Raw genomic sequence first — 21,944 nt, 5'->3', positions numbered from 1 at the left:
CGGTGAGGACGGGGATCCGGCGGCGCCGGCGACGCGTCCGCGGATCGGCGCACGCGGCGCCCCCCCGGGGCGATTGGACATCGAATACGACCGGCCGCTACTCTTGCAGGGTTGCCTCACGCGGCCGCTGCCCGGTCGCGTTGACCGGCGGTAGCGCTGGTAGGCATTGAGGATAAAGTTTCCGGACAGGCTGTCTCCCCGACAGCGGTCCCCCATGACATGAAGGAGCTCGCGACTATGGCTGCCGTCTGCGACGTCTGCGCCAAGGGCCCCGGCTTCGGTAAGTCGGTTTCGCACTCGCACCGGCGCACCAACCGTCGCTGGAACCCGAACATCCAGACCGTTCGTGCGCAGGTTGCCCCCGGCAACACCCGCCGCATGAACGTCTGCACCTCCTGCCTGAAGGCCGGAAAGGTTGTTCGCGGCTGAGCTGCGTAGACATCTTCGACGCCCCGGCGCACCCACAGGGTGACCGGGGCGTTGTCATGTGGTCACCCGGCGTCATGTCGTCACCCGGCGGGACGCGATGGTGAACCCGCACCGCCCGCGGATCGCGGCGGCGTCCACCGAATACGCCCGTGATCTGGCGATCTGCCATATCGAATCGTGGCGGGAGGCCTATCGCGGCCTGGTGCCCGACCATGTGCTCGCCGCCTTCGACGTCGGCCGCCGTGCCGCCCGGTGGGCCGCGCTCATCGACTCGATCGACGAGAGCGCGGCGGCCGACCGAACGGCCCACACCATCGTGCTGGCCCTCGACGACACCCGCGCCCCCGGCGATCGCGTCCTCGGATTCGCACACGCCGGCCCGCCTCGCGACGAACCGCGCGTCGCCGATCGGGAACTGTATGCGCTCTACGTCCGGGCCGACCGATACGGCACCGGAACCGCGCAGGAATTGCTGCGTGCGATTCTCCTCCCCGACACCGACACCGCGTTATGGGTGTTCGAGGAGAATCCACGCGCCCGGAATTTCTATCGAAAGTTCGGATTCGCCGCCGACGAGGCCCGCCGAATCGAACCGTTCTCCCTGGCGAGCGAGATCCGGATGATCGCCCGCCGCCCGATTACTGGGCGCCGTTGAAGCAGTCGAGTCCGCCCTGCGCGCTGATGCTCTGGAAGATGCACAGACCGCGCGCATTGACGTTGGACGACAGCGACGACGAACCCGTCTGCGGATCCCACAGGGCCAGCACCGGTCCCGCGTGCTGAGTAGTGGTGACCTCTTCCTGCGGGGTGGCCGGCTCCAGCGGCAGGCCCGCGGCCTGCGCTATCGCGGGTGCGCCGAGGACCGCCGCACCGGCGGCGACGGCGACTACGGCACCGCGCACGGATGTGATCTGCATGCATCTGCTCCTGTTTCGCTCGAACTGTTACGCCGCGGTCAGGGCAAGCGCCAATCGACCGGGGCGGCCCCCAATGTACCGAGCAATTCGTTGGTGCGGGAGAAAGGCCTCGATCCGAAGAAACCGCGCGAGGCCGACAGCGGTGAGGGATGGGCGGATTCGATGATCGGGACATCGCCGAGCATCGGCTTCAACGTCGAGGCGTCGCGGCCCCACAGAATCGCCACCAGCGGCTGCTCGCGGGCCACGAGCGCGCGAATTGCCTGCTCGGTCACCGCTTCCCAGCCCTTGCCCCGATGCGATGCGGGCTGGCCGGGCGAGACCGTCAGCACTCGGTTCAGCAGCAGCACACCCTGATCCGACCACGGCGAGAGATCACCGCACGACGGGGTCGGATGGCCGAGGTCGCGCGAATACTCGGAGAAGATGTTCGCCAGGCTGCGCGGTACCGGCGAAACATCCGGCGCCACCGAGAAACTCAGGCCCATCGCATGACCGGGGGTCGGATACGGGTCCTGTCCGACGATCAGCACGCGCACCTTGTCGAAGGGGCGGGTGAAGGCGCGTAAGACGTTCTCTCCCTTGGGGAAGTATCCGCGTCCGGCGGCATTCTCCGCCCGCAGGAACTCGCCCATCTCGGTGATCCGGTCGGCCACCGGTTCCAATGCCTCGGCCCAGCCCGTATCGATGATCTGCGGCAGTGGTTTCGCGCCCATGTCGGGAAAAGATAGTCGCCGCGGCTCGGCGTCGTCACGCCGACCACCCGCCGTCGCCTCATCGGACCGCATGCTGTTCGCCCCCTCCGAACGACTCCCAGCCCAGCGGCCCCGGCCACCGCGCTCCGTCGACGAAAACGCCGGAGCCGGTGCACACCCGGCCGATCGCCCGCCAGCCCGGCGGGATCGCGGTACCGGCCTCGAAGGTGGCGGCGAAGGCATGGTCCTCACCGCCGGTGAGCACCCAGCCGAGCGGATCGGCGTGCAGCGCATCCGCGACCGGCGACAGCGCCGGATCCGCCACGGCCAAAGAGTCGACATCGACCGCCACCCCGGAGGATTCGGCGATATGGGACAGATCGGCGAGCAGTCCGTCGGAGACATCGGTCATCGCGGTGATCTCGGTGGCGTCCGGCAACTCCAGCACGGCGGAGTACGGCGGTCGCGGAACCCGATGGGCGGCAATCACATCGGCGAACCGCTCGGCGCCGGCAGCACCGGCCGACAGGGCCGCCAGTCCCGCCGCCGACCAGCCGAGCCGGCCGGCGACCGCGACGATATCGCCGTCGCGTGCCCCCGAGCGCAGCACGGTCCGGCCTCGCGGATCACCGAACGCGGTCACCGAGATCACCACCTGGGGGCTGCGCACCACATCGCCCCCGGCGATCGAGGCCCCGGCCCGCCGCGCCTCCGCCCACATACCGTCGACCAATCCGTCGACGAACGCCACCGGTGTCTCGGCGGGACAGCCCAGCGCCACCACGAACGCGCTGGGCGCGGCACCCATCGCGACGACGTCGGCGGCATTCTGCGCGATCGCCTTCGCCCCGATGTCCTCCGGCCGCGACCAGTCCAGCCGGAAATGCCGATCCTGTACGAGCATGTCGGTACTGACCACGTAGCGCCCGGCCGGGGCCGCCACCACCGCCGCATCGTCGCCGGGCCCCAGCTCGACGCCGCCACCGAACGAACGCCCGGCGTTCATCCGTTCGATCAATGCGAATTCGCCCAGGTCGCGCACGGTGCGCGGGCCGCTCTCGGTGATGTCGCTCTCCTTCTTCACACCCGGTCACGTCACCGGGGACACCACACTCCGACGCTACCCTGTGCCCGGGCTGCCGCACCGGCCCGCTGTGGCCTCCCCTCGGGCGCGGCGGCGCCCGGATGCCGCGGGAGCGCGCCGACGGCCGTTCGATACCCTCGAACACGTATTCCCAGACAATCAGCCGGGCGCGACGCCCGCCCGGCACGAGTGGAGACGAATCCCGGATGAGTAGCGAGACGGACCGGTCGACAGCGGACACCCCGCAGCCCGACCGACCGGAGTCCGAGCCCGGCCTTACGGCCGCGGCCGACCCGGAACCCGCTACCGACCGGCCCGAGAACTCCGCGCCGGCCGCGGCCGAGACCCGCGAGTCCGATGCGGCCGAGTCTTCGAAGTCGCAGCCGGCCGAGTCCGAACCCACCGAACGCGGCGATTCCGACCGCGATGCCTCGTCGGACACCGAATCCACCGCCGAGCAGGCCTCCGACGACTCCGGCCCGCAGCTGCATCCGGCGCTGATCGCGACCGCCGTCGCACTTCCGGTGGCGCTGATCGTCGTCGTCCTCGTCATCGCGGCCATGTCGCGACAGTCCGCCGGTCGCGAGCCGCTGGCGCTGGGCTCGGTACCGGCGCCGGCCGCGTCGAGCCAGGATTGCACCGCGCTGCTGGCCGCACTGCCGGAGTCACTCGGCGACGACTACACCAAATCCGAACTCGCCCAACCGGCTCCGCCCGCGACCGCGGCCTGGCAGCTGTCGGGCGGCGGTGATCCGATCGTGCTGCGCTGCGGCCTGGACCGGCCCCTGGAATTCAACAAGGCGTCCGCCCTGCAGGTGGTCAACGGCGTGAACTGGTTCGAGGTGCGCGATCAGACCAGCGGCGTGACGTCGGGCACCTGGTACGCGGTGGACCGCGGCACCTATGTCGCCGTGACCATGCCCGCCAAGGCGGGACCCTCTCCGCTGCAGGAGATTTCGAATACGATCGCCAAGACCGTGCCGGCGAAGCCGCTCGATCCGAACCCTGTTCCGAACTGAAAGCCGTTGCCGCACAGGTCGGCCGGTCCGGGCGGTGACGCGGATCAGGCGCGCGGCAGGCGGGCCCGGCCGGTGCTCAGATCTATCTCCATCTCACCGGGAGTCCCGTCCCCCGTATTCTCCCGGTGCATGAGAACCGTCTGCCGCTCCTCGAATTCGTGCCGTTTGCCCGCGTCGAACAACGCGTCGAACTGCTCGAATCCGATACCCGCCGCACTCGGCCCGGTGGAATCGCGCATCCACGGCAGCGCGGCGCGGCCGGTCATCTTCCGGTAGCCCACCTCGGCGAAGGCGACCGCGATGATCAGCAGCGCCAACCCGGGCAGAGTCATCGCGAGCATCACCCCACCCAGATTACGCGGGCCGCGCCGCCGCTCAGCGCAGTCCGGTGCCCCGGGTCAGTGCCGTCTCGATGAGCGTGGTGATCAGGGTGCGATTGTCGATTCCGGTGGCATCCCACATGCGCGGATACATCGAGATCGAGGTGAATCCGGGCAAGGTGTTGATCTCGTTGATCACCGGTCCGGATTCGGTGACGAAGAAGTCGACCCGAGCCAGCCCCTGGCAGTCCAGCGCCCGGAACGCCCGCACCGAAAGCTCCCGGATCTGTTGCGACATATCGTCGTCCAGCTTGGCCGGAATATCGAACTCGCACACGTCGTCGAGGTATTTGGTGTCGAAATCGTAGAATTGCGGTGTGCCGGAAGCGGTTTCGCTCTCGGAAACGTCGTCGCCCGGCATGCGGATCTCGGCGATCACACTGGCCTGCACCCGGCCGTCCGGGAATTCCAGTACGCCACACTCGACTTCGCGTCCGACGATGGCGGCTTCCACGATCACCTTCGGATCGTGCAGACGAGCCGCGGCGATCGCCGAATCGAGATCGATCCAGTCCTCGACCTTGGTGATGCCGATCGAGGAACCCCCGCGTGCGGGTTTGACGAACACCGGCAGGCCGAGCCGGTCCCGGTCGGCCTCGCTCACGGTGTCGGTGCCGGGGCGCAGCACCACCTGCGTGCCGACCGGAAGTCCTTCCGCGGCAAGCAGTTTCTTGGTGAACTCCTTGTCCATGCCGGTGGCGCTGGCCAGCACGCCGGGGCCGACGTAGGGCACCCCCGCCAGCTCCAGCAGCCCCTGCAGGGTGCCGTCCTCGCCCCACGGCCCGTGCAGCACCGGAAACACCACGTCGACCACGCCGAGCACCGCTTCGGCGCCGTCGAGCGCGACCAGGGCGCCCGAGCGGCTCGGATCGGCGGCCAGGGTCAGCACGGTGCCGGTCGAGTCCACCGTGGGCAGCGCGCGTTCGCGAATGGCGAGTGCGCGCGCATCGGCGCCGCTGAGCACCCAGGCGCCCTCGCGGGTGATGCCGATGGGCACCGCCTCGTAGCGTTCGGGATCCAGGTTGGTCAGCACCATGCCGGCCGAAACGCACGACACCGCGTGCTCGTTGCTGCGGCCACCGAACACCACCGCAACCCTGATCCGGTTTGTCATAGTCCGAACCGTACCCCGGCCGGACCGAAATCATTCATTCCGGTTTGATCCGCCGACCGAGTAATTGCCCGACGGCATCGGAAACCGCGAGCCCCTCGTGACAGACCTGGTGCACCGCGGTGGTCAGCGGCATCTCCACATGGTGGGTCTCGGCCAGCGCGCGGATCGAGGTGCACGACTTCACACCCTCCGCGACCTGCCCGTGCGTCGCGTCCTGCGCGGCCCGCATCGACCCGCCCGCGCCCAGCACATGGCCGAAGGACCGGTTGCGCGACAGCGGCGAGGTGCAGGTTGCCACCAGATCGCCGACGCCGGCCAGACCCGCGAACGTGACCGGATTCGCACCCAGGGCCACACCCAGTCGAATGATCTCGGCGAGCCCGCGGGTGATCAGACTGGCGACAGAGTTGTCGCCCAGTCCCATGCCCGCGGCGATCCCGCAGGCCAGTGCGATCACGTTCTTGCACGCGCCGCCGATCTCGCAGCCGATCACATCGGTATTGGTGTAGGGCCGGAAATAGCCGGTGGCGCAGGAATGCTGCACCGCCTCCGCGCGTGCGGCGTCGGAGCAGGCGACCACGGAGGCGGCCGGCTGTTCGGCGGCGATCTCGCGGGCCAGGTTCGGGCCCGACAGCACCGCGATGCGCCCGGGATCCGCGCCGGTCACCTCCGCGACGACCTCGCTCATCCGCATCAGGGTTCCGGTCTCGATGCCCTTGGCCAGACTCAGCAGCGTCGCGTCGGAGCGGATCGCCGCGCGCCAGTGCGCGAGATTGGGACGCAAGGACTGGGACGGAACCGCCAGCACGACGATGTCGGCGTCGTCGAGGGCCACCCGGTAGTCGTCGGTCGCCGCGATCCCGTCGAGCCACACGTCGGGCAGGTAGGCGGGATTGCGATGTTCGGTCGCCACGGCCTTCGCGATCTCGGACCGTCGCGCCCACATCGTGACCTCGGTACCCGCGTCGTTGAGCACTTTCGCGAATGCGGTACCCCAGGATCCCGCACCCATCACTGCCGCCCTCGTCATCGTTTCAATATGCCACTCGCCGCCGCGGGAGTATCCGGTACTCGGGGGTTCGCGTGTTCGATCGGTCACTGCTCGCAGCCTGCGACCACCCGGAACGTGCGACCATGAACGCATGCGTCCGGATGCCGTCCACGCCGTGATCGCGGTCAAGCACCTCGACCGAGCCAAGAGCCGACTCGCCGACCGATTGCCGGCCGGTGAACGCTCGCGGCTGGTGCTGGCCATGCTGTCGGATACGGTCGCCGCCGCCCTGGCCGCCGGACTGGGCTCGGTCACGGTGGTGACACCCGACCAGCGCGTCGCGACGGTCGTGCGCGAGCTCGGTGCGACGGTCCATCCGGACCCGTCCGCGCCGGCTCTCGCCGATACACCGGCGCCCGCCGATACCGCACGGCCGCTCGCGGACAGCGACGGCCTGAACACCGCGCTGGCCTCGGCCGCCGCCGCCGTGCGCGAGCGCCACGGGGCCGTCGATCTGCTTGCGCTGCAGGCCGATCTGCCGGCCGTGCACGCCGACGAATTGCGATCGATGCTCGCCGCCGCCCCCGGCAGCGGCCGCTCCGTGATCGTCGACCACACCGGCCGGGGCACCGCGGCCCTGCTCGTCCGCGCGGCGGGCCACACCCACGCGCCGGATTCGCTCGCACCGTCGGCGACGGCCGATTCCGCGCCCCTGATGCCCCGCTTCGGCGCAGATTCCGCGCGCCGCCACCGGGAATCGGGTGCGGTCGAGGTGGGCGGGCACTGGCCCGGTCTGCGCCTGGACGTCGACACCGCCGAGGATCTCGACCGCGCGCTGTCGCTCGGGGTCGGCACGGCCACCGCGGCGCTGGTGCGCGACATCGGCTGGCCGGTAGGTGTTCACGAGAACCTCATTCGGAGGTGTGCCGCACCGTCACATGTGTGCTAGATGATCGCCAGGCCTCGATGAGAGGCCGCACAACGGTGGTGTCGGGCGCGACACCACCCGAGCCGTAAGGAATGATCGTGAGCGTGAGCGAAACGGAGACCGTCCCGCAACAGCCCCGGCTACCGGCGGCCCCGCCGGCGGCCACGCCACCGCCCACCACGGCCGCCGCGGCACAGTTGCCCGCCGATCGCTACCTCAATAGAGAACTGAGCTGGCTGGATTTCAACGCCCGCGTGCTGGCCCTGGCCGAGGACCCCTCGGAACCGCTGCTGGAACGCGCCAAATTCCTGGCCATCTTCTCCTCGAATCTCGACGAGTTCTACATGGTGCGGGTGGCCGGCCTCAAACGCCGCGCCGAGGCCGGACTCTCGGTCCGCTCCGCCGACGGCCTGTCCCCCACCGAACAACTCACCCTCATCGCCGAGCGCACCCAGGAACTGGCCGGACGCCATGCGCGGGTCTTCCTCGACCAGGTGCGCCCGGCACTGGCGGACGAGGGTATCGCCATCATCGGCTGGGCCGATCTGGACGACGACGAACGCCGCCGCCTGTCCGGCTACTTCCTCGACCAGGTGTTCCCGGTGCTGACCCCGCTCGCCGTCGATCCCGCCCATCCCTTCCCCTACATCAGCGGCCTGAGTTTGAATCTGGCTGTCACGGTGAAGGATTCCGAGACCGGCGGTGAGCATTTCGCCCGTGTGAAGGTGCCCGACAACGTCGACCGCTTCGTCCGGGTGCGCCGCACCCTCAACGAAACCCCCGGCGCCCGCCGAGATTCCGACATCACCGCTGTCCCCCGGCTGGCCGCCTTCCTGCCGATGGAAGATCTGATCGCCGCCCACCTCGATCAGCTCTTCCCGGGAATGGAAGTGGTGGAACACCATTCGTTCCGCATCACCCGCAACGCCGACTTCGAGGTCGACGAGGACCGCGACGAGGATCTGCTGCAGGCCCTGGAACGGGAACTGGCCCGTCGCCGCTTCGGATCGCCGGTGCGCCTGGAAGTTTCCGACGATATGACCGAGCACATGCTCGAGTTGCTGCTGCGCGAACTCGACGTCGACCCCGGCGACGTGATCCAGGTGCCCGGTCTGCTCGACCTGTCGTGCCTGTGGCAGGTCTACGGCGTCGACCGGCCGCTGCTCAAGGACGCGCCCTACGTTCCGGCCACACCGCCCGCGTTCGGCGAAAGAGAAACGCCGCGAAACGTTTTCGCCGCCCTGCGCGAGGGCGACGTGCTGGTGCATCACCCCTACGATTCGTTCTCCACCAGCGTGCAGCGTTTCATCGAGCAGGCGGCGGCCGATCCGCAGGTGCTGGCCATCAAGCAGACCCTCTACCGCACCTCCGGCGACTCTCCCATCGTCAACGCGCTCATCGACGCCGCCGAGGCCGGTAAACAGGTCGTCGCGCTGGTCGAGATCAAGGCCCGCTTCGACGAACAGGCCAACATCAAATGGGCACGCGCGCTGGAGCAGGCGGGCGTGCACGTGGTCTACGGCCTCATCGGCCTGAAGACGCACTGCAAGACCTGTCTGGTGGTGCGCCGTGAGGGTGCCACCATCCGCCGCTACTGCCATATCGGGACCGGCAACTACAACCCGAAGACCGCGCGGCTCTACGAGGACGTCGGACTCCTCACCGCGGCACCGGAGATCGGCGCCGACCTGACCGACCTGTTCAACTCGCTGACCGGCTATTCGCGAAAGGCCAACTACCGCAACCTGTTGGTCGCGCCGAGCAGCGTGCGCTCGGGCATCGTGGAGCGGATCCGCCGCGAGACCGAGCTGGCCGCCCAGGGCGTGCCGGCCCGTATTCGCCTCAAGGCCAACGCCATCGTCGACGAGCAGATCATCGACGCGCTCTATCGCGCGTCCCAGGCCGGGGTTCCGGTGCAGATCGTGGTGCGCGGCATCTGCGGGCTGCGGCCCGGTGTGCCCGGGATGAGCGACAACATCGAGGTGCGCTCGATTCTCGGCCGCTTCCTGGAACATTCGCGCATCCTGCATTTCCAGGCCCAGGACGAGTACTGGATCGGCAGTGCCGACATGATGCACCGCAATCTCGACCGGCGCGTGGAGGTCATGGCGCAGGTGAAGGATCCGAAGCTGCGCGAGCGGCTGGCGGTGGTGTTCGATTCCGCACTCGATCCCGCGACCCGGTGCTGGGTGCTGCAGCCCGACGGCAGCTGGGCGGCACAGCCGAGCCCCGACGCCGACAGCCGCGGCGTGCAGGTGCGCGACCATCAGGAGTTCCTCATGCGACTGCGGAGGCCGGATCAGCAGTGAAATCCTCGGCGACACGAGATTTCGATCGGTCCCCGGACGACGGCGCCACCGCCCTCGATCGCCTCGGCGACACCGGCGGTTCGATCAGCTACGACGAGGTGGGTACAGGTGAGAGCGGCTCGGGCGACACCATCTCGGATCCGCGGGTGACCGCCAACATCATCGCCGCCGGCGCCGTGGTGTGGCGGCGGCCCCGCGACGGCGGACCGGTCGAGGTGGCCCTCGTACACCGGCCGAAATACGACGATTGGTCGCTGCCCAAAGGAAAGCTCGACCCGGGCGAAACCGCGATGGTCGCGGCCGTGCGCGAAGTGACCGAAGAAACCGGCCTGAACTGCCGTCTGGGGCGCTATCTCGGTCGGGTCACATATCCGGTGCCCGGACATCGCAAACTCAAGCGTGTCGACTATTGGGCGGCCACACCCGTCGGCGGCGAGTTCGTCACCAATTCCGAAGTCGACCAGCTGCGGTGGCACCGGGTGGACCGGGTGATGGACCAACTCTCCTACCCGATGGATCGCCGAATCATCCGCAATTTCCTGCGCCTGCCGCCCGACACCGCGACCCTGGTGCTGGTGCGGCATGCGAAAGCGGGCCGCCGCGACCGATTCACCGGTCCCGACGACCAACGGCCACTGGAAAAGGCCGGTCGCGCACAGGTCGAGGTGCTGACGCCGAATCTGCTCGCCTTCGGGCCGGGAGCGGTCCATTCGGCGCCTCCGCTGCGCTGTGTGCAGACCGTCGCGCCGGTCGCCGAGGCCCTCGGCCTCGATATCACCCCGGAGCCGCTGCTGTCGGAAAGCGGTTATGCCGCAGCACCGCAGGCCGGTGTGGACCGGCTGCGGGAACTGGTCTCGCCCGACATCGTTCCGCTCGTGTGCAGTCAGGGCAAGGTCATTCCGGATCTGCTGCAGCGCTGGGCGGACGACGACGGTCTCACCCTGCCGCCGGCCCGGAACCGCAAGGGCAGCGTCTGGGTGCTGTCGATCGCCGACGGACGGCTGGTCGCCGCCGATCATCTCGATCGGTCCCTGCGTACCCACTGAATCCGAGAAAACACGGTCGACCCGTAAACGCGTCGAACCCGAAAACGCAATGACCCCGGACCGAAAGGACCGGGGTCATTGTCGCCGCGTCACTCGCTATCGCCGCGTGGTGCGCTTGGTTGCCGTGCGCTTGGCAGCGGTCTTCTTGGCAGGAGCCTTCTTGGCCGCGGTCTTGGCCGCGGTCGTCTTCTTGGCCGCGGTCTTCTTGGCTGTCGCCTTGGTGGCCGTGGTCTTCTTGGCCGGAGCCTTCTTGGCCGGAGCCGTCTTCTTCGCCGTGGTCACCTTCTTCGCAGGCGCCTTCGCGGCCGTCTTCTTGGCGGTCGTCTTCTTGGCCGGGGCCGCCTTCTTCGCCGTGGTCTTCTTCGCGGCGGTCTTCTTGGCCGTGGTCTTCTTGGCGGCCTTCTTCGCCGCACCCGACACCGGCGCTGCCACACCGCGTTTCACGGCCGGACCGGCCGCCGCGATCTTCTGCTTGCCCGAGATGATCGCCTTGAACTGCGCACCCGGGCGGAACGCGGGCACCGAAGTGGGCTTCACCTTCACCGTCTCGCCGGTTCGGGGATTACGCGCCACCCGTGCCGCCCGCTTGCGCTGTTCGAATACACCGAATCCGGTGATTGTGACGCTCTGACCCTTGTTCACCGCACGCACGATCGTGTCGACAATGTGCTCGACTGCCGCAGTGGCCGTGCGCCTGTCAGTACCCAACTTCTCGGTCAGAACATCGATCAGTTCCGCCTTGTTCATTGAATCCTCCGCAGACTAATGGCCCGTCGTCGGACCGACTAGGTACCACGGTAAACCCTGAATGGGCAAGAGTCTATGTGCCACGCCAAATTTCATGTGGCGTGGCACACGCGCAGCAACCTCGATTGGTTGCTCTCAGCTAACACTCGAGACTGTTCAGTCCCGTGAAATAGCCGCTGGAATGGTGGTCGGTTTCCAAGACGGCCTTGCCTTTTCGAACTGCTCGATGGCCTCTTCCTGCCGAAGTGTCAGTCCGATGTCGTCCAGACCTTCCAGCAGCCGCCACCGGGTGTAGTCGTCAATATCGAAGGGCAACACGGTGGTTCCAGCGGCCACAGTGCGTGCCTCGAGATCGACGATCAATTCCAGGCCGGGATGTTCTTCGATCAACTTCCAGAGCAATTCGACATCATGTTGTGACATCTGCGCGGCCACCAAGCCGCCCTTACCGGCGTTGCCCCGGAAGATGTCGGCGAAGCGGGAAGAGATCACCACCCGGAAGCCGTAGTCCATCAATGCCCAAACCGCATGCTCTCGCGACGATCCCGTACCGAAATCCGGTCCGGCGACCAACACACTTCCCCGGTCGAACGGGCTGGTGTTCAAAATGAAGCCCGGATCCGAACGCCAGGCGGCGAACAGGCCGTCCTCGAATCCCGTTCGGGTCACCCGTTTCAGATAGACCGCCGGGATGATCTGGTCGGTATCGACATTCGACCGGCGCAACGGCACGCCGATCCCCTTGTGCACCTTGAACGGTTCCATAGTTGCTCCTGTAGTCCTGAGGTGAATTCCGGCCGGTCAGTTCAGATCCGCCGGCGCCGACAACCGGCCCCGGACCGCTGTCGCGGCCGCGACCTGCGGCGAAACCAGATGCGTACGGCCGCCTTTACCCTGGCGTCCCTCGAAGTTGCGGTTCGATGTCGAAGCACAGCGCTGACCGGGAGAAAGCTGATCCGGATTCATTCCCAGGCACATCGAGCAGCCGGCCTGGCGCCATTCCGCGCCCGCCGCGGTGAAAATCTCGCCCAAACCCTCGGATTCGGCCTGGGCGCGCACCCGCATCGAGCCCGGAACGATCAACATCCGCACGCTGTCGGCGACCTTGCGACCCTTCAGAACGTCCGCCACCGCCCGCAAATCCTCGATCCGGCCGTTGGTGCACGAACCCACGAAAACCGTATCCACGGGCACCTCACGAAGCGGAGTTCCGGGCTCCAAATCCATGTAAGTCAGAGCCTTCTCGGCGGCCGCTCGCTCGTTTTCGTCGGCGAAATCCTCCGGATTCGGCACCACATCGCCCAGCGGGGCGCCCTGACCGGGGTTGGTGCCCCAGGTGACGAACGGCGTCAACGTCGAGGCGTCCAGGTGCACCTCGGCGTCGAAGCCGGCATCCGGATCGGTCTTCAGCGCCTCCCACGCCGCCACCGCCGCATCCCAGTCCGCGCCGGTGGGGGCATGTTCGCGGCCCTTCAGGAATTCGTAGGTGACCTCGTCGGGGGCCACCATGCCCGCCCGGGCACCGGCCTCGATGGACATGTTGCACATCGTCATCCGCGCCTCCATGGACATGGCGCGCACGGCCTCGCCGCGGTATTCGAGCACATAACCCTGCCCGCCGCCGGTGCCGATCTTGGCGATGACCGCCAGAATCACGTCCTTGCTCGTCACGCCGGGCGGCAACTCGCCATCGATATTGATCGCCATGGTCTTGAACGGCCGCAGCGACAACGTCTGCGTCGCCATCACATGTTCGACCTCGCTCGTGCCGATACCCATCGCCAGCGCGCCGAATGCGCCGTGGGTCGAGGTGTGCGAATCACCACACACCACGGTCATGCCCGGCTGCGTCAAACCCAGCTGCGGACCGACGACGTGCACGATGCCCTGTTCGATATCACCCATCGGATACAGCCGCACGCCGAATTCCTCGCAATTACGCCGCAGGGTTTCCACCTGGGTGCGCGAGATCGGATCCGCGATCGGCTTATCGATATCGACCGTCGGCACATTGTGATCCTCGGTCGCGATGGTCAGATCCGGCCGGCGCACCGGGCGCCCCGCCGCCCGCAGCCCGTCGAAGGCCTGCGGGCTCGTGACCTCGTGCACCAGGTGCAGATCGATGTAGATGAGATCGGGTTCGCGCTGCGCACCCTCACCCGCACCCCGTACGACGACATGCTGATCCCAGACCTTCTCCGCCAGCGTGCGTGGCCGTTCGGCCATGACAACCACCTCTCTGTGTTATCTGCGACGGCTTCGCCATCGCGAACTCGCAGGTGGATCCCCTATCCAAGGTCCACCGGAGGTGCGTACTCGCCGGGTTCGATCGGACTTGCCAATCTCACTATGCGAGACGCTAATATCGTTCTATGAGACAGCATAGCGGTATCGGGGTGCTCGACAAAGCCATGGCCGTGCTTTACGCCGTGGCCGAACAACCGTGTGGACTCAACGAGCTGTGCACCCGCACCGGACTGCCCCGGGCCACCGCGCATCGGCTGGCCGTGGGGCTGGAGACCCATCGCATGCTGGCCCGCGACGCCACCGGTTCCTGGCGGCCCGGTCCGGCGCTGTCGGAGCTGGCCACCACCGCCGAGGATCCGCTGCTCGACGCCGCTGCCGTCATCCTGCCCCGGCTGCGCGAGATCACCGGCGAGAGCGTGCAGCTCTACCGGCTCGACGGGCACTCCCGCATCTGCGTGGCCGCGCTCGAGCCCACCTCCGGCCTGCGTGACACCGTCCCGGTCGGCGCCCGCCTGCCGCTGACCGCCGGATCGGCCGCGAAGGTCCTGCTGGCCTGGGCCGATCCGGAACTGCAACGAGGCGTGCTGGCCGACGCGGTCTTCGGTGAGCGCGCCCTGGCCGAGGTCCGCCGCCGCGGCTGGGCACAGAGCGCCGCCGAACGGTCCGCGGGTGTGGCCAGCGTCTCCGCGCCGGTGCGCGACGGGTCGTCCCAGGTGATCGCCGCGGTCTCGGTATCCGGCCCGATCGATCGCATGGGCCGGCGCCCGGGCGCGCGCTGGGCCGCCGACCTCGTCGCCGCCGCCGATGCCTTGCACAAGCGGCTCTGATCCCGATCACGAGCTGTGATCCTGGCCATACGCCGTAAAGTATCGTGACCGCATGGGAGTGAACCAACGCGCACAGATCGTGATGTCCGAGACGGAGATCACCGAATTCCTGGAACGCAGCCGCATCATGACGCTGGCGAGCCTGGGCAAGAACGGAACGCCGCATCTCACGGCGATGTGGTACGGCCTGGTCGACGGTGAAATCTGGTTCGAGACGAAGGGTAAGTCGCAGAAGGCGGTGAATCTGCGGCGCGATCCCCGCGTCACCGTGCTGGTCGAGGCGGGCGACACCTACGACCAGTTGCGCGGGGTGTCGATCGAGGGCCGCGCGGAGATCGTGGAGGACCCGGAGGCGCTGTTCAAGGTCGGCGTCAGCGTCTGGGAGCGCTACACCGGCCCCTACACCGAGGAATTGCGCCCGATGGTGGAGGCGATGCTCAACAAGCGCGTCGCGATCCGCGTGGTGCCGGAACGGGTGCGCAGCTGGGATCACCGCAAGCTCGGTATGCCCGCCATGCCGCCGGGTGGATCCACCTGGCCGGTGCAGGACTGATCCGCACCCGGGAACGAGAAAAGCCCTCCAGCTCGCGCTGGAGGGCTTTCGAATGTAGCCCCGACGGGATTTGAACCCGCGCTACCGCCTTGAGAGGGCGGCGTCCTAGGCCGCTAGACGACGGGGCCAGAGGACTTCCCCGAAGGGAGACTCCGTGGATCTTTCGATCGAGGAGGCTCGGCAAGCTTAACCGGCCGAGACCCGGCGACCAAATCGCCGGGGATGCTGTTCCGACTCGACCGAACGAAGCGAATCAACATTCTCCGCTGGGGTACCAGGACTCGAACCTAGAATGGCTGAACCAGAATCAGCTGTGTTGCCAATTACACCATACCCCAATGACCTGGGCTTTCAGCCTCTCCCCTGCCGGTTCGAGGCCCTCGTTCCGGGCCGAGAAGAAGAGTACCAAACCCCTCCCGTATTTATACAAATCGTCTGGTCAGAGCCGTTTTTCACGGCCTGCGCGGCCCCGGCCCCCGATCGGTCGGGCACCGGGGCCGTCCGGCTACGCCAGCGCGGCCCGCAGCCGCCGCATGGTCACCTCACGGCCGAGCAGTTCCAGCGATTCGTACAGCGGCGGGCTGATGTGCGAGCCGGTGACCGCCACCCGCACGGGACCGAAGGCCTTACGCGGTTTGAGCCCCAGATCGTCGACCAGAGCCTTTTTCAGCGCCTCCTCGAGCACGGGCGGCGTCCATTCGGAAACACCGTCGAGCGCCGCCACGGCGGCCTGCAACACCGGCACCGCATCGGGCCCCAGATTCTTTTGCGCCGCGGCCTCGTCGACAGCAAACTCCTCGGCCGGCACGAACAGAAACTTCAATAGATCCCACGCATCGCCGAGAACCACGATCCGGGTCTGCACCAACTCCGCCGCAGCGGCGAAAACTCGGTCGTCCACTTCGGCGCCGATGTGACCGTGCGCGGTGAGGAACTCCCGCAACCTACGGGCGAAATCCCCGGTGTCCAGCAAACGAATGTGTTCGGCGTTGATCGCATCCGCCTTCTTCTGGTCGAAGCGGGCCGGATTCGAATTTACTTTCGATATCTCGAACGCATCGACCATCTCCGCCATGGAGAAGACATCGCGGTCCTCGGCGAGGCTCCATCCGAGCAAAGCCAGGTAATTCAGCAAACCTTCAGGAATGAATCCGCGATCCCGGTGCGCGAAGAGATTCGACCCCGGATCACGTTTGGACAACTTCTTGTTGCCCTGGCCCATCACGAAGGGCAGATGACCGAACTCCGGAGTGAACTCCGCCACCCCGATCCGCTGCAATGCGGCATACAACGCCAACTGCCGCGGAGTGGAGGAAAGCAGGTCTTCCCCGCGCAACACGTGTGTGATTTTCATCAGCGCGTCGTCGACGGGATTCACCAGCGTATAGAGCGGATCACCGGTGCCGCGGGTGAGCGCGAAATCGGGCACCGTCCCGGCCTTGGCAGTGATCTCCCCGCGAACCAGATCGTTCCACACCAGATCGTGCTCGGGCATCCGCAAGCGCACCACCGCGGGGCGGCCCTCGGCCTTGTAGGCGGCGATCTGCTCGGGGGTCAGATCGCGGTCGAAGTTGTCGTAACCGAGCTTCGGATCGCGTCCGGCTGCCCGGTGACGGGCCTCGACTTCGTCTGGGGTGGAGAAGGATTCATAGGCCTCACCGGCCGCCAGCAACCTCTGGACGACATCGAGATGAAGCTCACGCCGCTGCGACTGACGGTAGGGACCGTAGGGCCCGCCGACCTCCGGCCCCTCGTCCCACGTCAGCCCGAGCCACCGCAGCGCGTCCAGAATCGCGTGGTACGACTCCTCGGAATCGCGTGCGGCATCGGTGTCTTCGATACGGAAGACGAAGGTGCCGCCGTGGTGGCGAGCGAACGCCCAGTTGAACAGCGCGGTCCGGATCAGGCCGACATGCGGTGTGCCGGTGGGTGACGGGCAGAATCGGACCCGTACGTCAGTCATATTCCTTCTCTCGATCAACGTTTGGCGGCAACAGGATTGGTGAGGGTGCCGATACCCTGAACCGTCACGGATACGGTTTGCCCATCCGTCATCGGTCCTACACCTTCCGGCGTTCCGGTGAGGATGACATCGCCGGGCAGCAAGGTCATCACCTTGGTGACCCACTCGATCACCGTCGGAATGTCGTGCAGCAGAAGTGAAGTCCGGCTGCGCTGGCGCACCTCACCGTCGAGTTCGGTGGTGATCTCGAGATCGCCCGGATCGAGTTCGGTTTCGATCCACGGTCCCAGCGGGCAGAAAGTGTCGTAGCCCTTGGCGCGCGTCCACTGTCCGTCGTGGCGCTGCTGGTCACGCGCGGTCACGTCGTTGGCGACGGTGTAGCCGAGAATGACGTCGGCGGCCCGGGCGGCCGGCACGTCCTTGCACGGGCGGCCGATCACCACCGCCAGCTCCCCCTCGTAGTCGACCTGAGAGGAATTGGGCGGCAACAGGATCGGCAGGTTCGGCCCTACGATGGAGGTGTTCGGCTTGAGGAAGATCACAGGATCCTCCGGCGCCGCTCCGCCCATCTCCGCCGCATGCGCGGCGTAGTTCTTTCCGACGCACACGACCTTGCTGGCCAGAATGGGGGCCAGCAGTCGCACATCGGCCAGCGGCCAGGTACGGCCGGTGAATGTCGGGGTACCGAACGGATGCTCGGCGATTTCACGAGCGATCTCGTCGGAACCGTCGGTTTCGATACTCACGAACGCGACCCCATCGGGGCTGGCAACACGACCTAGACGCATGGCGAAGAGTCTATCCACCTGCCCGAACGCGGCCGACCACCCGGTCTGCGACGGGCGCATGTGACGAATTTCGACTTGCCTACCCGCCACATCCTGGGTGTACGGTAAGAGCCGGTTCACAGAGTAAGACTCTGATCCCAAAATATGAGATTCGAGGTGAGGGCGATGACCACCGTGACAGACGTGCGCGCGACCCGGCGGTGGACCATGCTCGCGCTCGGAGTCTTCGCTCAGTCCTCGAGCGCGGTCATCGTGCACGGCACCCCGTTCCTGTTGCCGGCGCTGACCGATCGCGGAATGCCCTTGGCCACAGCGGGTCTGCTGGTCGCGATGCCGACGGTCGGCCTGGTGTGCACGCTGATCGCCTGGGGATACATCGTGGACCGGGTGGGTGAGCGCACCGTCCTGGTCGCCGGTCCGGTCGTGATGTGTGTGGCAGGTGTGGCTGCTGCGACGGTGACGAACTACCGCATCCTGGGCGTACTGCTGTTTCTGGCCGGCATGGGCGCTGCCAGTACCAACGGCGCGAGCGGCCGGGTGATCGTCGGCTGGTTCCCGGTCGATCAGCGCGGGCTCGCGATGGGTATCCGCCAGACCGCACAGCCGCTGGGTGTCGCGGTCGCCGCGATGTCGATACCGGCTGTCGCTGCCGCACACGGCTTTTCCACGGCGATTCTGGTTCCGGCGGCGATGGCGGGTGTCGCGGCGATCGGCTGTCTGATCGGAATCGTCGACCCGCCCCGCCCGGCCAGCACCGGCGCGCATCCGGACAACCCCTATCGGGGTGATTCCACGCTGTGGCGCATCCACGCGGTCTCGGTGCTACTGGTGGTTCCGCAGGCCACCCTGTGGACGTTCGCCCTGCTGTGGCTGCATCGCGATGCCGGGCTGTCGCTGCCGGTGGCCGGGGCGATCGTCACCGCGACCCAGATTCTGGGCGCCGCCGGGCGCATCGGCGCCGGTATCTGGTCCGACCGTGTCGCCAGCCGCCTGCGTCCGTTGCACACCGTGGCGATCGCGGCCGTGGTCTCGATGGCCGCTCTGGCCGGTGCTGCCTGGTTGCACTGGTGGTGGGCGGCGATCCCGATCCTGTTCGCCGCGTCGGTGATCACCGTCGCGGACAACGGCCTGGCGTTCACCGCCGTCGCCGAAATCGCCGGCCCGTACTGGAGCGGCCGCGGCCTGGGCATCCAGAACACCGGCCAGAACCTGGCATCTGCCGCTGTCGCACCGATTTTCGGCGCTCTCATCACCGCCGCCGGCTTCCCGGCGACCTATCTGGTCGCCGCGATCGTCGCGGCAGCCGCCGTCCCCGTGGTGCCGATCGTCCGCAACCGCTGACATCCGGGTTCCCCACGGCCGCACCCCTTTCCGTCACAGTACGGAGTGCGGCCGTGGGGAAATGTCACGCCGCCAACAACTTTCGAGGTTGTACCTACAACCTGAGAGGCCTCGGCACCGCTTAGGGGCGAAGCCGGAACGCCGGGATCGAGCGGTCCCGGTCGACGCCCGCCCCTGGTACGGGCCGCAGGATCAAATCTCGATCAGCGCGGCTGGATCGAACTCGATGCGAAAAACCTTGTCCGCCTCGACATCCGCGCTGAACCGGCTTCCCTCGGGGACTGTCGGCTCCCATCGGTAGCCGTCATCGCCGAGCACGGAGCGATGAATTCGAATATGCGGCTGATGCTCGATGATCCAATATTGCGGGATCCCGAGTGCCGCGTATTCGCGGACCTTGCGCACCCGATCCGTGCGCTCGCTACCGCTGCCGGGCGACACCACTTCCACTACGAGTAACAATTCGGTGCCGGGGATCAACTTCGGCGTCTCATCCAGCACCGCCGCTCGCGCCACCTCGCGCGGGATGACGAAGACATCGGGTTTACGCACGCCATTGGGCGTACTGATCTCCCACTCCCCGCCCTCCAGCACAACGACCTCGGCTTCGCCCGCCGCAGATTCGACGATCCGCGCCAAGGTGCGCGCAATCCAGTTGTGCCGAGCCCCCGCCGCCACCTCGATCAACCACCCGTCCTCGAGTTCCAGCCCTTTGCCGTCTTCCGGTTGTTCGTGCAAGTCGAGCACGGTGTACGGACCGAATCCGACGGCACCCCCGATGTGCTCCGCCGTCATACCGCCTCCAGGTCTTTGCGCACGTCGATGGCCTGCATCAGTTGCGCTCAATGCTAGCCGGTGGCGGTCGACGGCAACCAGCAGCGCAACCCTCGAGCGCACAGGACCGGGTCATGTCCCGGCTGCTTTGCGACGGCAACTACGCGCTCTTCCTGTGCGCCGATTCGTGGCCCCCAATTCCGACACGTCGCGTCGAAGTCGCGCACATGCCACGATCCCCCTGTCGCGCCATTGTTTTGGCGACAGGGGGATCGTTCGGGACAAGCTCAGAGGGACGCCGCGATGCGGTCGCCGATTTCGACCGTGGAGGCGGTGCCGGCGCGGGCAGCGAGGTCCTTGGCTACCGCGGCTTCGATGCGGGCGGCTTCCTCGGACCGGCCGAGGTGGTTCAGCAGCAGCGAAACCGAGAGGATGGCGGCAGTCGGGTCGGCCTTGGACTGGCCGGCGATATCGGGTGCGCTGCCGTGGACCGGTTCGAACATGCTCGGGTTGGTGCCCGAGGCGTCGATGTTGCCCGAGGCGGCCAGGCCGATGCCACCGGACACCGCCGCGGCGAGGTCGGTGATGATGTCGCCGAACAGGTTGTCGGTGACGATCACGTCGAAGCGGCCCGGATCGTTGACCATGTGGATCGTCGCGGCGTCGATGTGCTGATAGGCGACCTCGACCTCGGGGTATTCCGCGCCGACCTCGGTGACGGTGCGCTGCCACAGCGAACCGGCGAAGCTCAGCACATTGGTCTTGTGGACCAGCGTCAGGTGCTTGCGACGCTGCTGGGCCTTGTCGAAGGCGTAGCGCACCACCCGCTCGATGCCGAAGCGGGTGTTGGTGGAGACCTCGGTGGCCACCTCGTGCGGGGTATTCACGCGGATCGCGCCGCCGGTACCGGTGTACGGACCCTCGGTGCCCTCGCGCACGACGACGAAGTCGATCTCCGGATCACCCGACAGCGGGCTGGTGACGCCCGGGTACAGCTTCGACGGACGCAGGTTCACGTGGTGGTCGAGCGCGAAGCGGGTGTGCAGCAGCAGACCGCGCTCGAGCAGGCCGCTGGGGACCGAGGGATCACCGATCGCGCCCAGCAGGATGGCATCGTGCTGCTTCAGCTCCGGCAGCACCGACTCCGGCAGCACCTCGCCGGTCGCGTGGTAGCGCTTGGCGCCCAGGTCGTACTCGGTCTTCTCGACCCCGGGCACGACCACGTCGAGTACCTTGAGCGCCTCGGCGATGACCTCGGGCCCGATACCGTCACCGGCGATGACAGCCAGCTTCATATGACAACGCTCCGTTCGTTCCTGCTCGCGGCTCGCAACACGTATGCGGCCGAATCAGCCAAGGGCGGTCGATCGGCGGCGTTGCGCCCGGCCGGATCGCCGACACCGTCACACTATCGGTCCCCCGAATCACCCCGATAACCAGGGCAAGCCGCTCCCAATGAGTGAGATCCGACGGCACGGGCTCCCCGAATCACCAGCACGAATCTCACCGGCACACAACCGGTCACATCTACCGAAACGCACAATGCGCGCGAATCCCGCTCCGCGCCATGGCGGTTGGATTCGCGCGCACTGTAACGTACTGCGGCCGAGCCGATTCCGGCCCGGAACGTCTCAGCTCAGGTCGACCTGGACGACCTTCGCGGCACCCACGGCCTCGGCGATCGAGGACTGCACCTCGGCCGGGACGGACTCCTCGACGCGCAGGATGACCGTCGCGCCTTCCTGGTCGATGTCCTGGCTCAGCTGAGCGGCCTTGATGTCGATGGCCGCCT

The 21,944-nt window shown here is 67.3% G+C and carries 22 protein-coding genes and 2 tRNA genes; 9 read left to right on the top strand and 15 right to left on the bottom strand.

Features of this window, described 5'->3' with window-relative positions:
- The first annotated feature begins 237 nt into the window (after window positions 1-237).
- On the top strand, window positions 238-429 hold the full coding sequence (gene rpmB, locus A5780_RS39455) for a 50S ribosomal protein L28 (protein WP_011210730.1): 192 nt from the start codon (window positions 238-240) through the stop codon (window positions 427-429).
- Between the two features lie 58 nt (window positions 430-487).
- Window positions 488-1,084 carry a GNAT family N-acetyltransferase gene (locus A5780_RS27165; RefSeq protein ID WP_156769683.1) on the top strand — a complete coding sequence of 199 codons (597 nt, stop codon included), beginning with the start codon at window positions 488-490 and terminating at the stop codon, window positions 1,082-1,084.
- Here A5780_RS27165 and A5780_RS27160 read toward each other — a convergent pair.
- Genes A5780_RS27160 through A5780_RS27150 form a run of 3 tightly spaced genes read right to left on the bottom strand, consistent with a single transcriptional unit; the run spans window position 1,068 to window position 3,125 of the window.
- The gene (locus tag A5780_RS27160) at window positions 1,068-1,346 is read right to left on the bottom strand and encodes a hypothetical protein (RefSeq protein WP_030513011.1); all 279 of its coding nucleotides are present in this window, start codon (window positions 1,344-1,346) and stop codon (window positions 1,068-1,070) included. The two genes, A5780_RS27165 and A5780_RS27160, sit on opposite strands and share 17 nt — an antisense overlap.
- Before the next feature lie 38 nt (window positions 1,347-1,384).
- The gene (locus A5780_RS27155) at window positions 1,385-2,062 is read right to left on the bottom strand and encodes a uracil-DNA glycosylase (protein ID WP_063015206.1); all 678 of its coding nucleotides are present in this window, start codon (window positions 2,060-2,062) and stop codon (window positions 1,385-1,387) included.
- Between the two features lie 58 nt (window positions 2,063-2,120).
- Window positions 2,121-3,125, bottom strand: coding sequence for a thiamine-phosphate kinase (locus tag A5780_RS27150; protein ID WP_255407298.1), 1,005 nt, complete (start codon window positions 3,123-3,125; stop codon window positions 2,121-2,123).
- A 206-nt stretch (window positions 3,126-3,331) separates the two neighbouring features.
- Here A5780_RS27150 and A5780_RS27145 point away from each other — a divergent pair, with 206 nt between their 5' ends.
- Window positions 3,332-4,144: a DUF3515 domain-containing protein gene (locus A5780_RS27145; protein ID WP_082976753.1), complete on the top strand. Its 813-nt coding sequence runs from the start codon at window positions 3,332-3,334 to the stop codon at window positions 4,142-4,144.
- 44 nt (window positions 4,145-4,188) lie between these two features.
- Here the strand turns inward: A5780_RS27145 and A5780_RS27140 are convergent, their stop codons facing one another.
- Genes A5780_RS27140 through A5780_RS27130 form a run of 3 tightly spaced genes read right to left on the bottom strand, consistent with a single transcriptional unit; the run spans window position 4,189 to window position 6,668 of the window.
- Window positions 4,189-4,485, bottom strand: coding sequence for a DUF6191 domain-containing protein (locus A5780_RS27140; protein ID WP_227462704.1), 297 nt, complete (start codon window positions 4,483-4,485; stop codon window positions 4,189-4,191).
- A 34-nt stretch (window positions 4,486-4,519) separates the two neighbouring features.
- On the bottom strand, window positions 4,520-5,638 hold the full coding sequence (locus A5780_RS27135; protein ID WP_064910099.1) for a D-alanine--D-alanine ligase family protein: 1,119 nt from the start codon (window positions 5,636-5,638) through the stop codon (window positions 4,520-4,522).
- Between the two features lie 34 nt (window positions 5,639-5,672).
- Window positions 5,673-6,668 (bottom strand): NAD(P)H-dependent glycerol-3-phosphate dehydrogenase, encoded by a 996-nt coding sequence (locus A5780_RS27130; RefSeq protein ID WP_063015204.1) that lies wholly within the window; start codon window positions 6,666-6,668, stop codon window positions 5,673-5,675.
- Window positions 6,669-6,780: 112 nt separating this feature from the next.
- Between A5780_RS27130 and cofC the strand changes: the two genes are divergently transcribed.
- The 3 genes from cofC (at window position 6,781) to A5780_RS27115 (ending at window position 10,912) form a co-directional block, all read left to right on the top strand.
- Complete coding sequence (gene cofC, locus A5780_RS27125) at window positions 6,781-7,578, top strand: 2-phospho-L-lactate guanylyltransferase (protein WP_063015194.1); 798 nt, start codon at window positions 6,781-6,783, stop codon at window positions 7,576-7,578.
- A 71-nt stretch (window positions 7,579-7,649) separates the two neighbouring features.
- Window positions 7,650-9,866: an RNA degradosome polyphosphate kinase gene (locus A5780_RS27120; RefSeq protein ID WP_063015193.1), complete on the top strand. Its 2,217-nt coding sequence runs from the start codon at window positions 7,650-7,652 to the stop codon at window positions 9,864-9,866.
- Window positions 9,867-10,012: 146 nt separating this feature from the next.
- Window positions 10,013-10,912, top strand: coding sequence for an NUDIX hydrolase (locus A5780_RS27115; protein ID WP_082857071.1), 900 nt, complete (start codon window positions 10,013-10,015; stop codon window positions 10,910-10,912).
- Between the two features lie 96 nt (window positions 10,913-11,008).
- Here the strand turns inward: A5780_RS27115 and A5780_RS27110 are convergent, their stop codons facing one another.
- The 3 genes from A5780_RS27110 to leuC form a co-directional block, all read right to left on the bottom strand.
- Window positions 11,009-11,659 carry an HU family DNA-binding protein gene (locus A5780_RS27110; RefSeq protein WP_063015192.1) on the bottom strand — a complete coding sequence of 217 codons (651 nt, stop codon included), beginning with the start codon at window positions 11,657-11,659 and terminating at the stop codon, window positions 11,009-11,011.
- Window positions 11,660-11,815: 156 nt separating this feature from the next.
- Entirely contained in the window at window positions 11,816-12,424 is a 609-nt protein-coding gene (gene leuD / locus A5780_RS27105; protein WP_063015191.1) for a 3-isopropylmalate dehydratase small subunit, read from the bottom strand.
- Between the two features lie 36 nt (window positions 12,425-12,460).
- Window positions 12,461-13,885: a 3-isopropylmalate dehydratase large subunit gene (leuC, locus tag A5780_RS27100; RefSeq protein ID WP_064910098.1), complete on the bottom strand. Its 1,425-nt coding sequence runs from the start codon at window positions 13,883-13,885 to the stop codon at window positions 12,461-12,463.
- Window positions 13,886-14,031: 146 nt separating this feature from the next.
- Between leuC and A5780_RS27095 the strand changes: the two genes are divergently transcribed.
- Both A5780_RS27095 and A5780_RS27090 read left to right on the top strand, forming a co-directional pair.
- Window positions 14,032-14,733 (top strand): IclR family transcriptional regulator, encoded by a 702-nt coding sequence (locus A5780_RS27095; RefSeq protein ID WP_064910096.1) that lies wholly within the window; start codon window positions 14,032-14,034, stop codon window positions 14,731-14,733.
- Between the two features lie 52 nt (window positions 14,734-14,785).
- A complete protein-coding gene (locus A5780_RS27090; protein ID WP_063015189.1) occupies window positions 14,786-15,286 on the top strand; it encodes a pyridoxamine 5'-phosphate oxidase family protein in 501 nt (166 codons plus the stop codon).
- Window positions 15,287-15,341: 55 nt separating this feature from the next.
- Here the strand turns inward: A5780_RS27090 and A5780_RS27085 are convergent.
- The 4 genes from A5780_RS27085 to A5780_RS27070 form a co-directional block, all read right to left on the bottom strand.
- A tRNA-Glu gene (locus tag A5780_RS27085) sits at window positions 15,342-15,414 on the bottom strand.
- Between the two features lie 138 nt (window positions 15,415-15,552).
- Window positions 15,553-15,624 (bottom strand) — tRNA-Gln (locus A5780_RS27080).
- Between the two features lie 167 nt (window positions 15,625-15,791).
- Window positions 15,792-17,249 carry a glutamate--tRNA ligase gene (gene gltX, locus A5780_RS27075; protein WP_064910094.1) on the bottom strand — a complete coding sequence of 486 codons (1,458 nt, stop codon included), beginning with the start codon at window positions 17,247-17,249 and terminating at the stop codon, window positions 15,792-15,794.
- A gap of 14 nt (window positions 17,250-17,263) precedes the next feature.
- A complete protein-coding gene (locus tag A5780_RS27070; protein WP_030512995.1) occupies window positions 17,264-18,037 on the bottom strand; it encodes a fumarylacetoacetate hydrolase family protein in 774 nt (257 codons plus the stop codon).
- Window positions 18,038-18,202: 165 nt separating this feature from the next.
- Between A5780_RS27070 and A5780_RS27065 the strand changes: the two genes are divergently transcribed.
- Entirely contained in the window at window positions 18,203-19,378 is a 1,176-nt protein-coding gene (locus tag A5780_RS27065; RefSeq protein WP_064910092.1) for an MFS transporter, read from the top strand.
- A 192-nt stretch (window positions 19,379-19,570) separates the two neighbouring features.
- Here the strand turns inward: A5780_RS27065 and A5780_RS27060 are convergent, their stop codons facing one another.
- A complete protein-coding gene (locus tag A5780_RS27060) occupies window positions 19,571-20,173 on the bottom strand; it encodes a Uma2 family endonuclease (protein WP_063910798.1) in 603 nt (200 codons plus the stop codon).
- A 266-nt stretch (window positions 20,174-20,439) separates the two neighbouring features.
- Window positions 20,440-21,447 carry a 3-isopropylmalate dehydrogenase gene (locus A5780_RS27055; protein WP_063015186.1) on the bottom strand — a complete coding sequence of 336 codons (1,008 nt, stop codon included), beginning with the start codon at window positions 21,445-21,447 and terminating at the stop codon, window positions 20,440-20,442.
- Window positions 21,448-21,944 lie beyond the last annotated feature (497 nt).

Source organism: Nocardia sp. 852002-20019_SCH5090214, from assembly GCF_001665865.1.
GTDB lineage: Bacteria > Actinomycetota > Actinomycetes > Mycobacteriales > Mycobacteriaceae > Nocardia > Nocardia nova.
The sequence above is the reverse complement of the archived record's forward strand: the minus strand, read 5'-3'. Positions and strand labels throughout refer to the sequence as shown.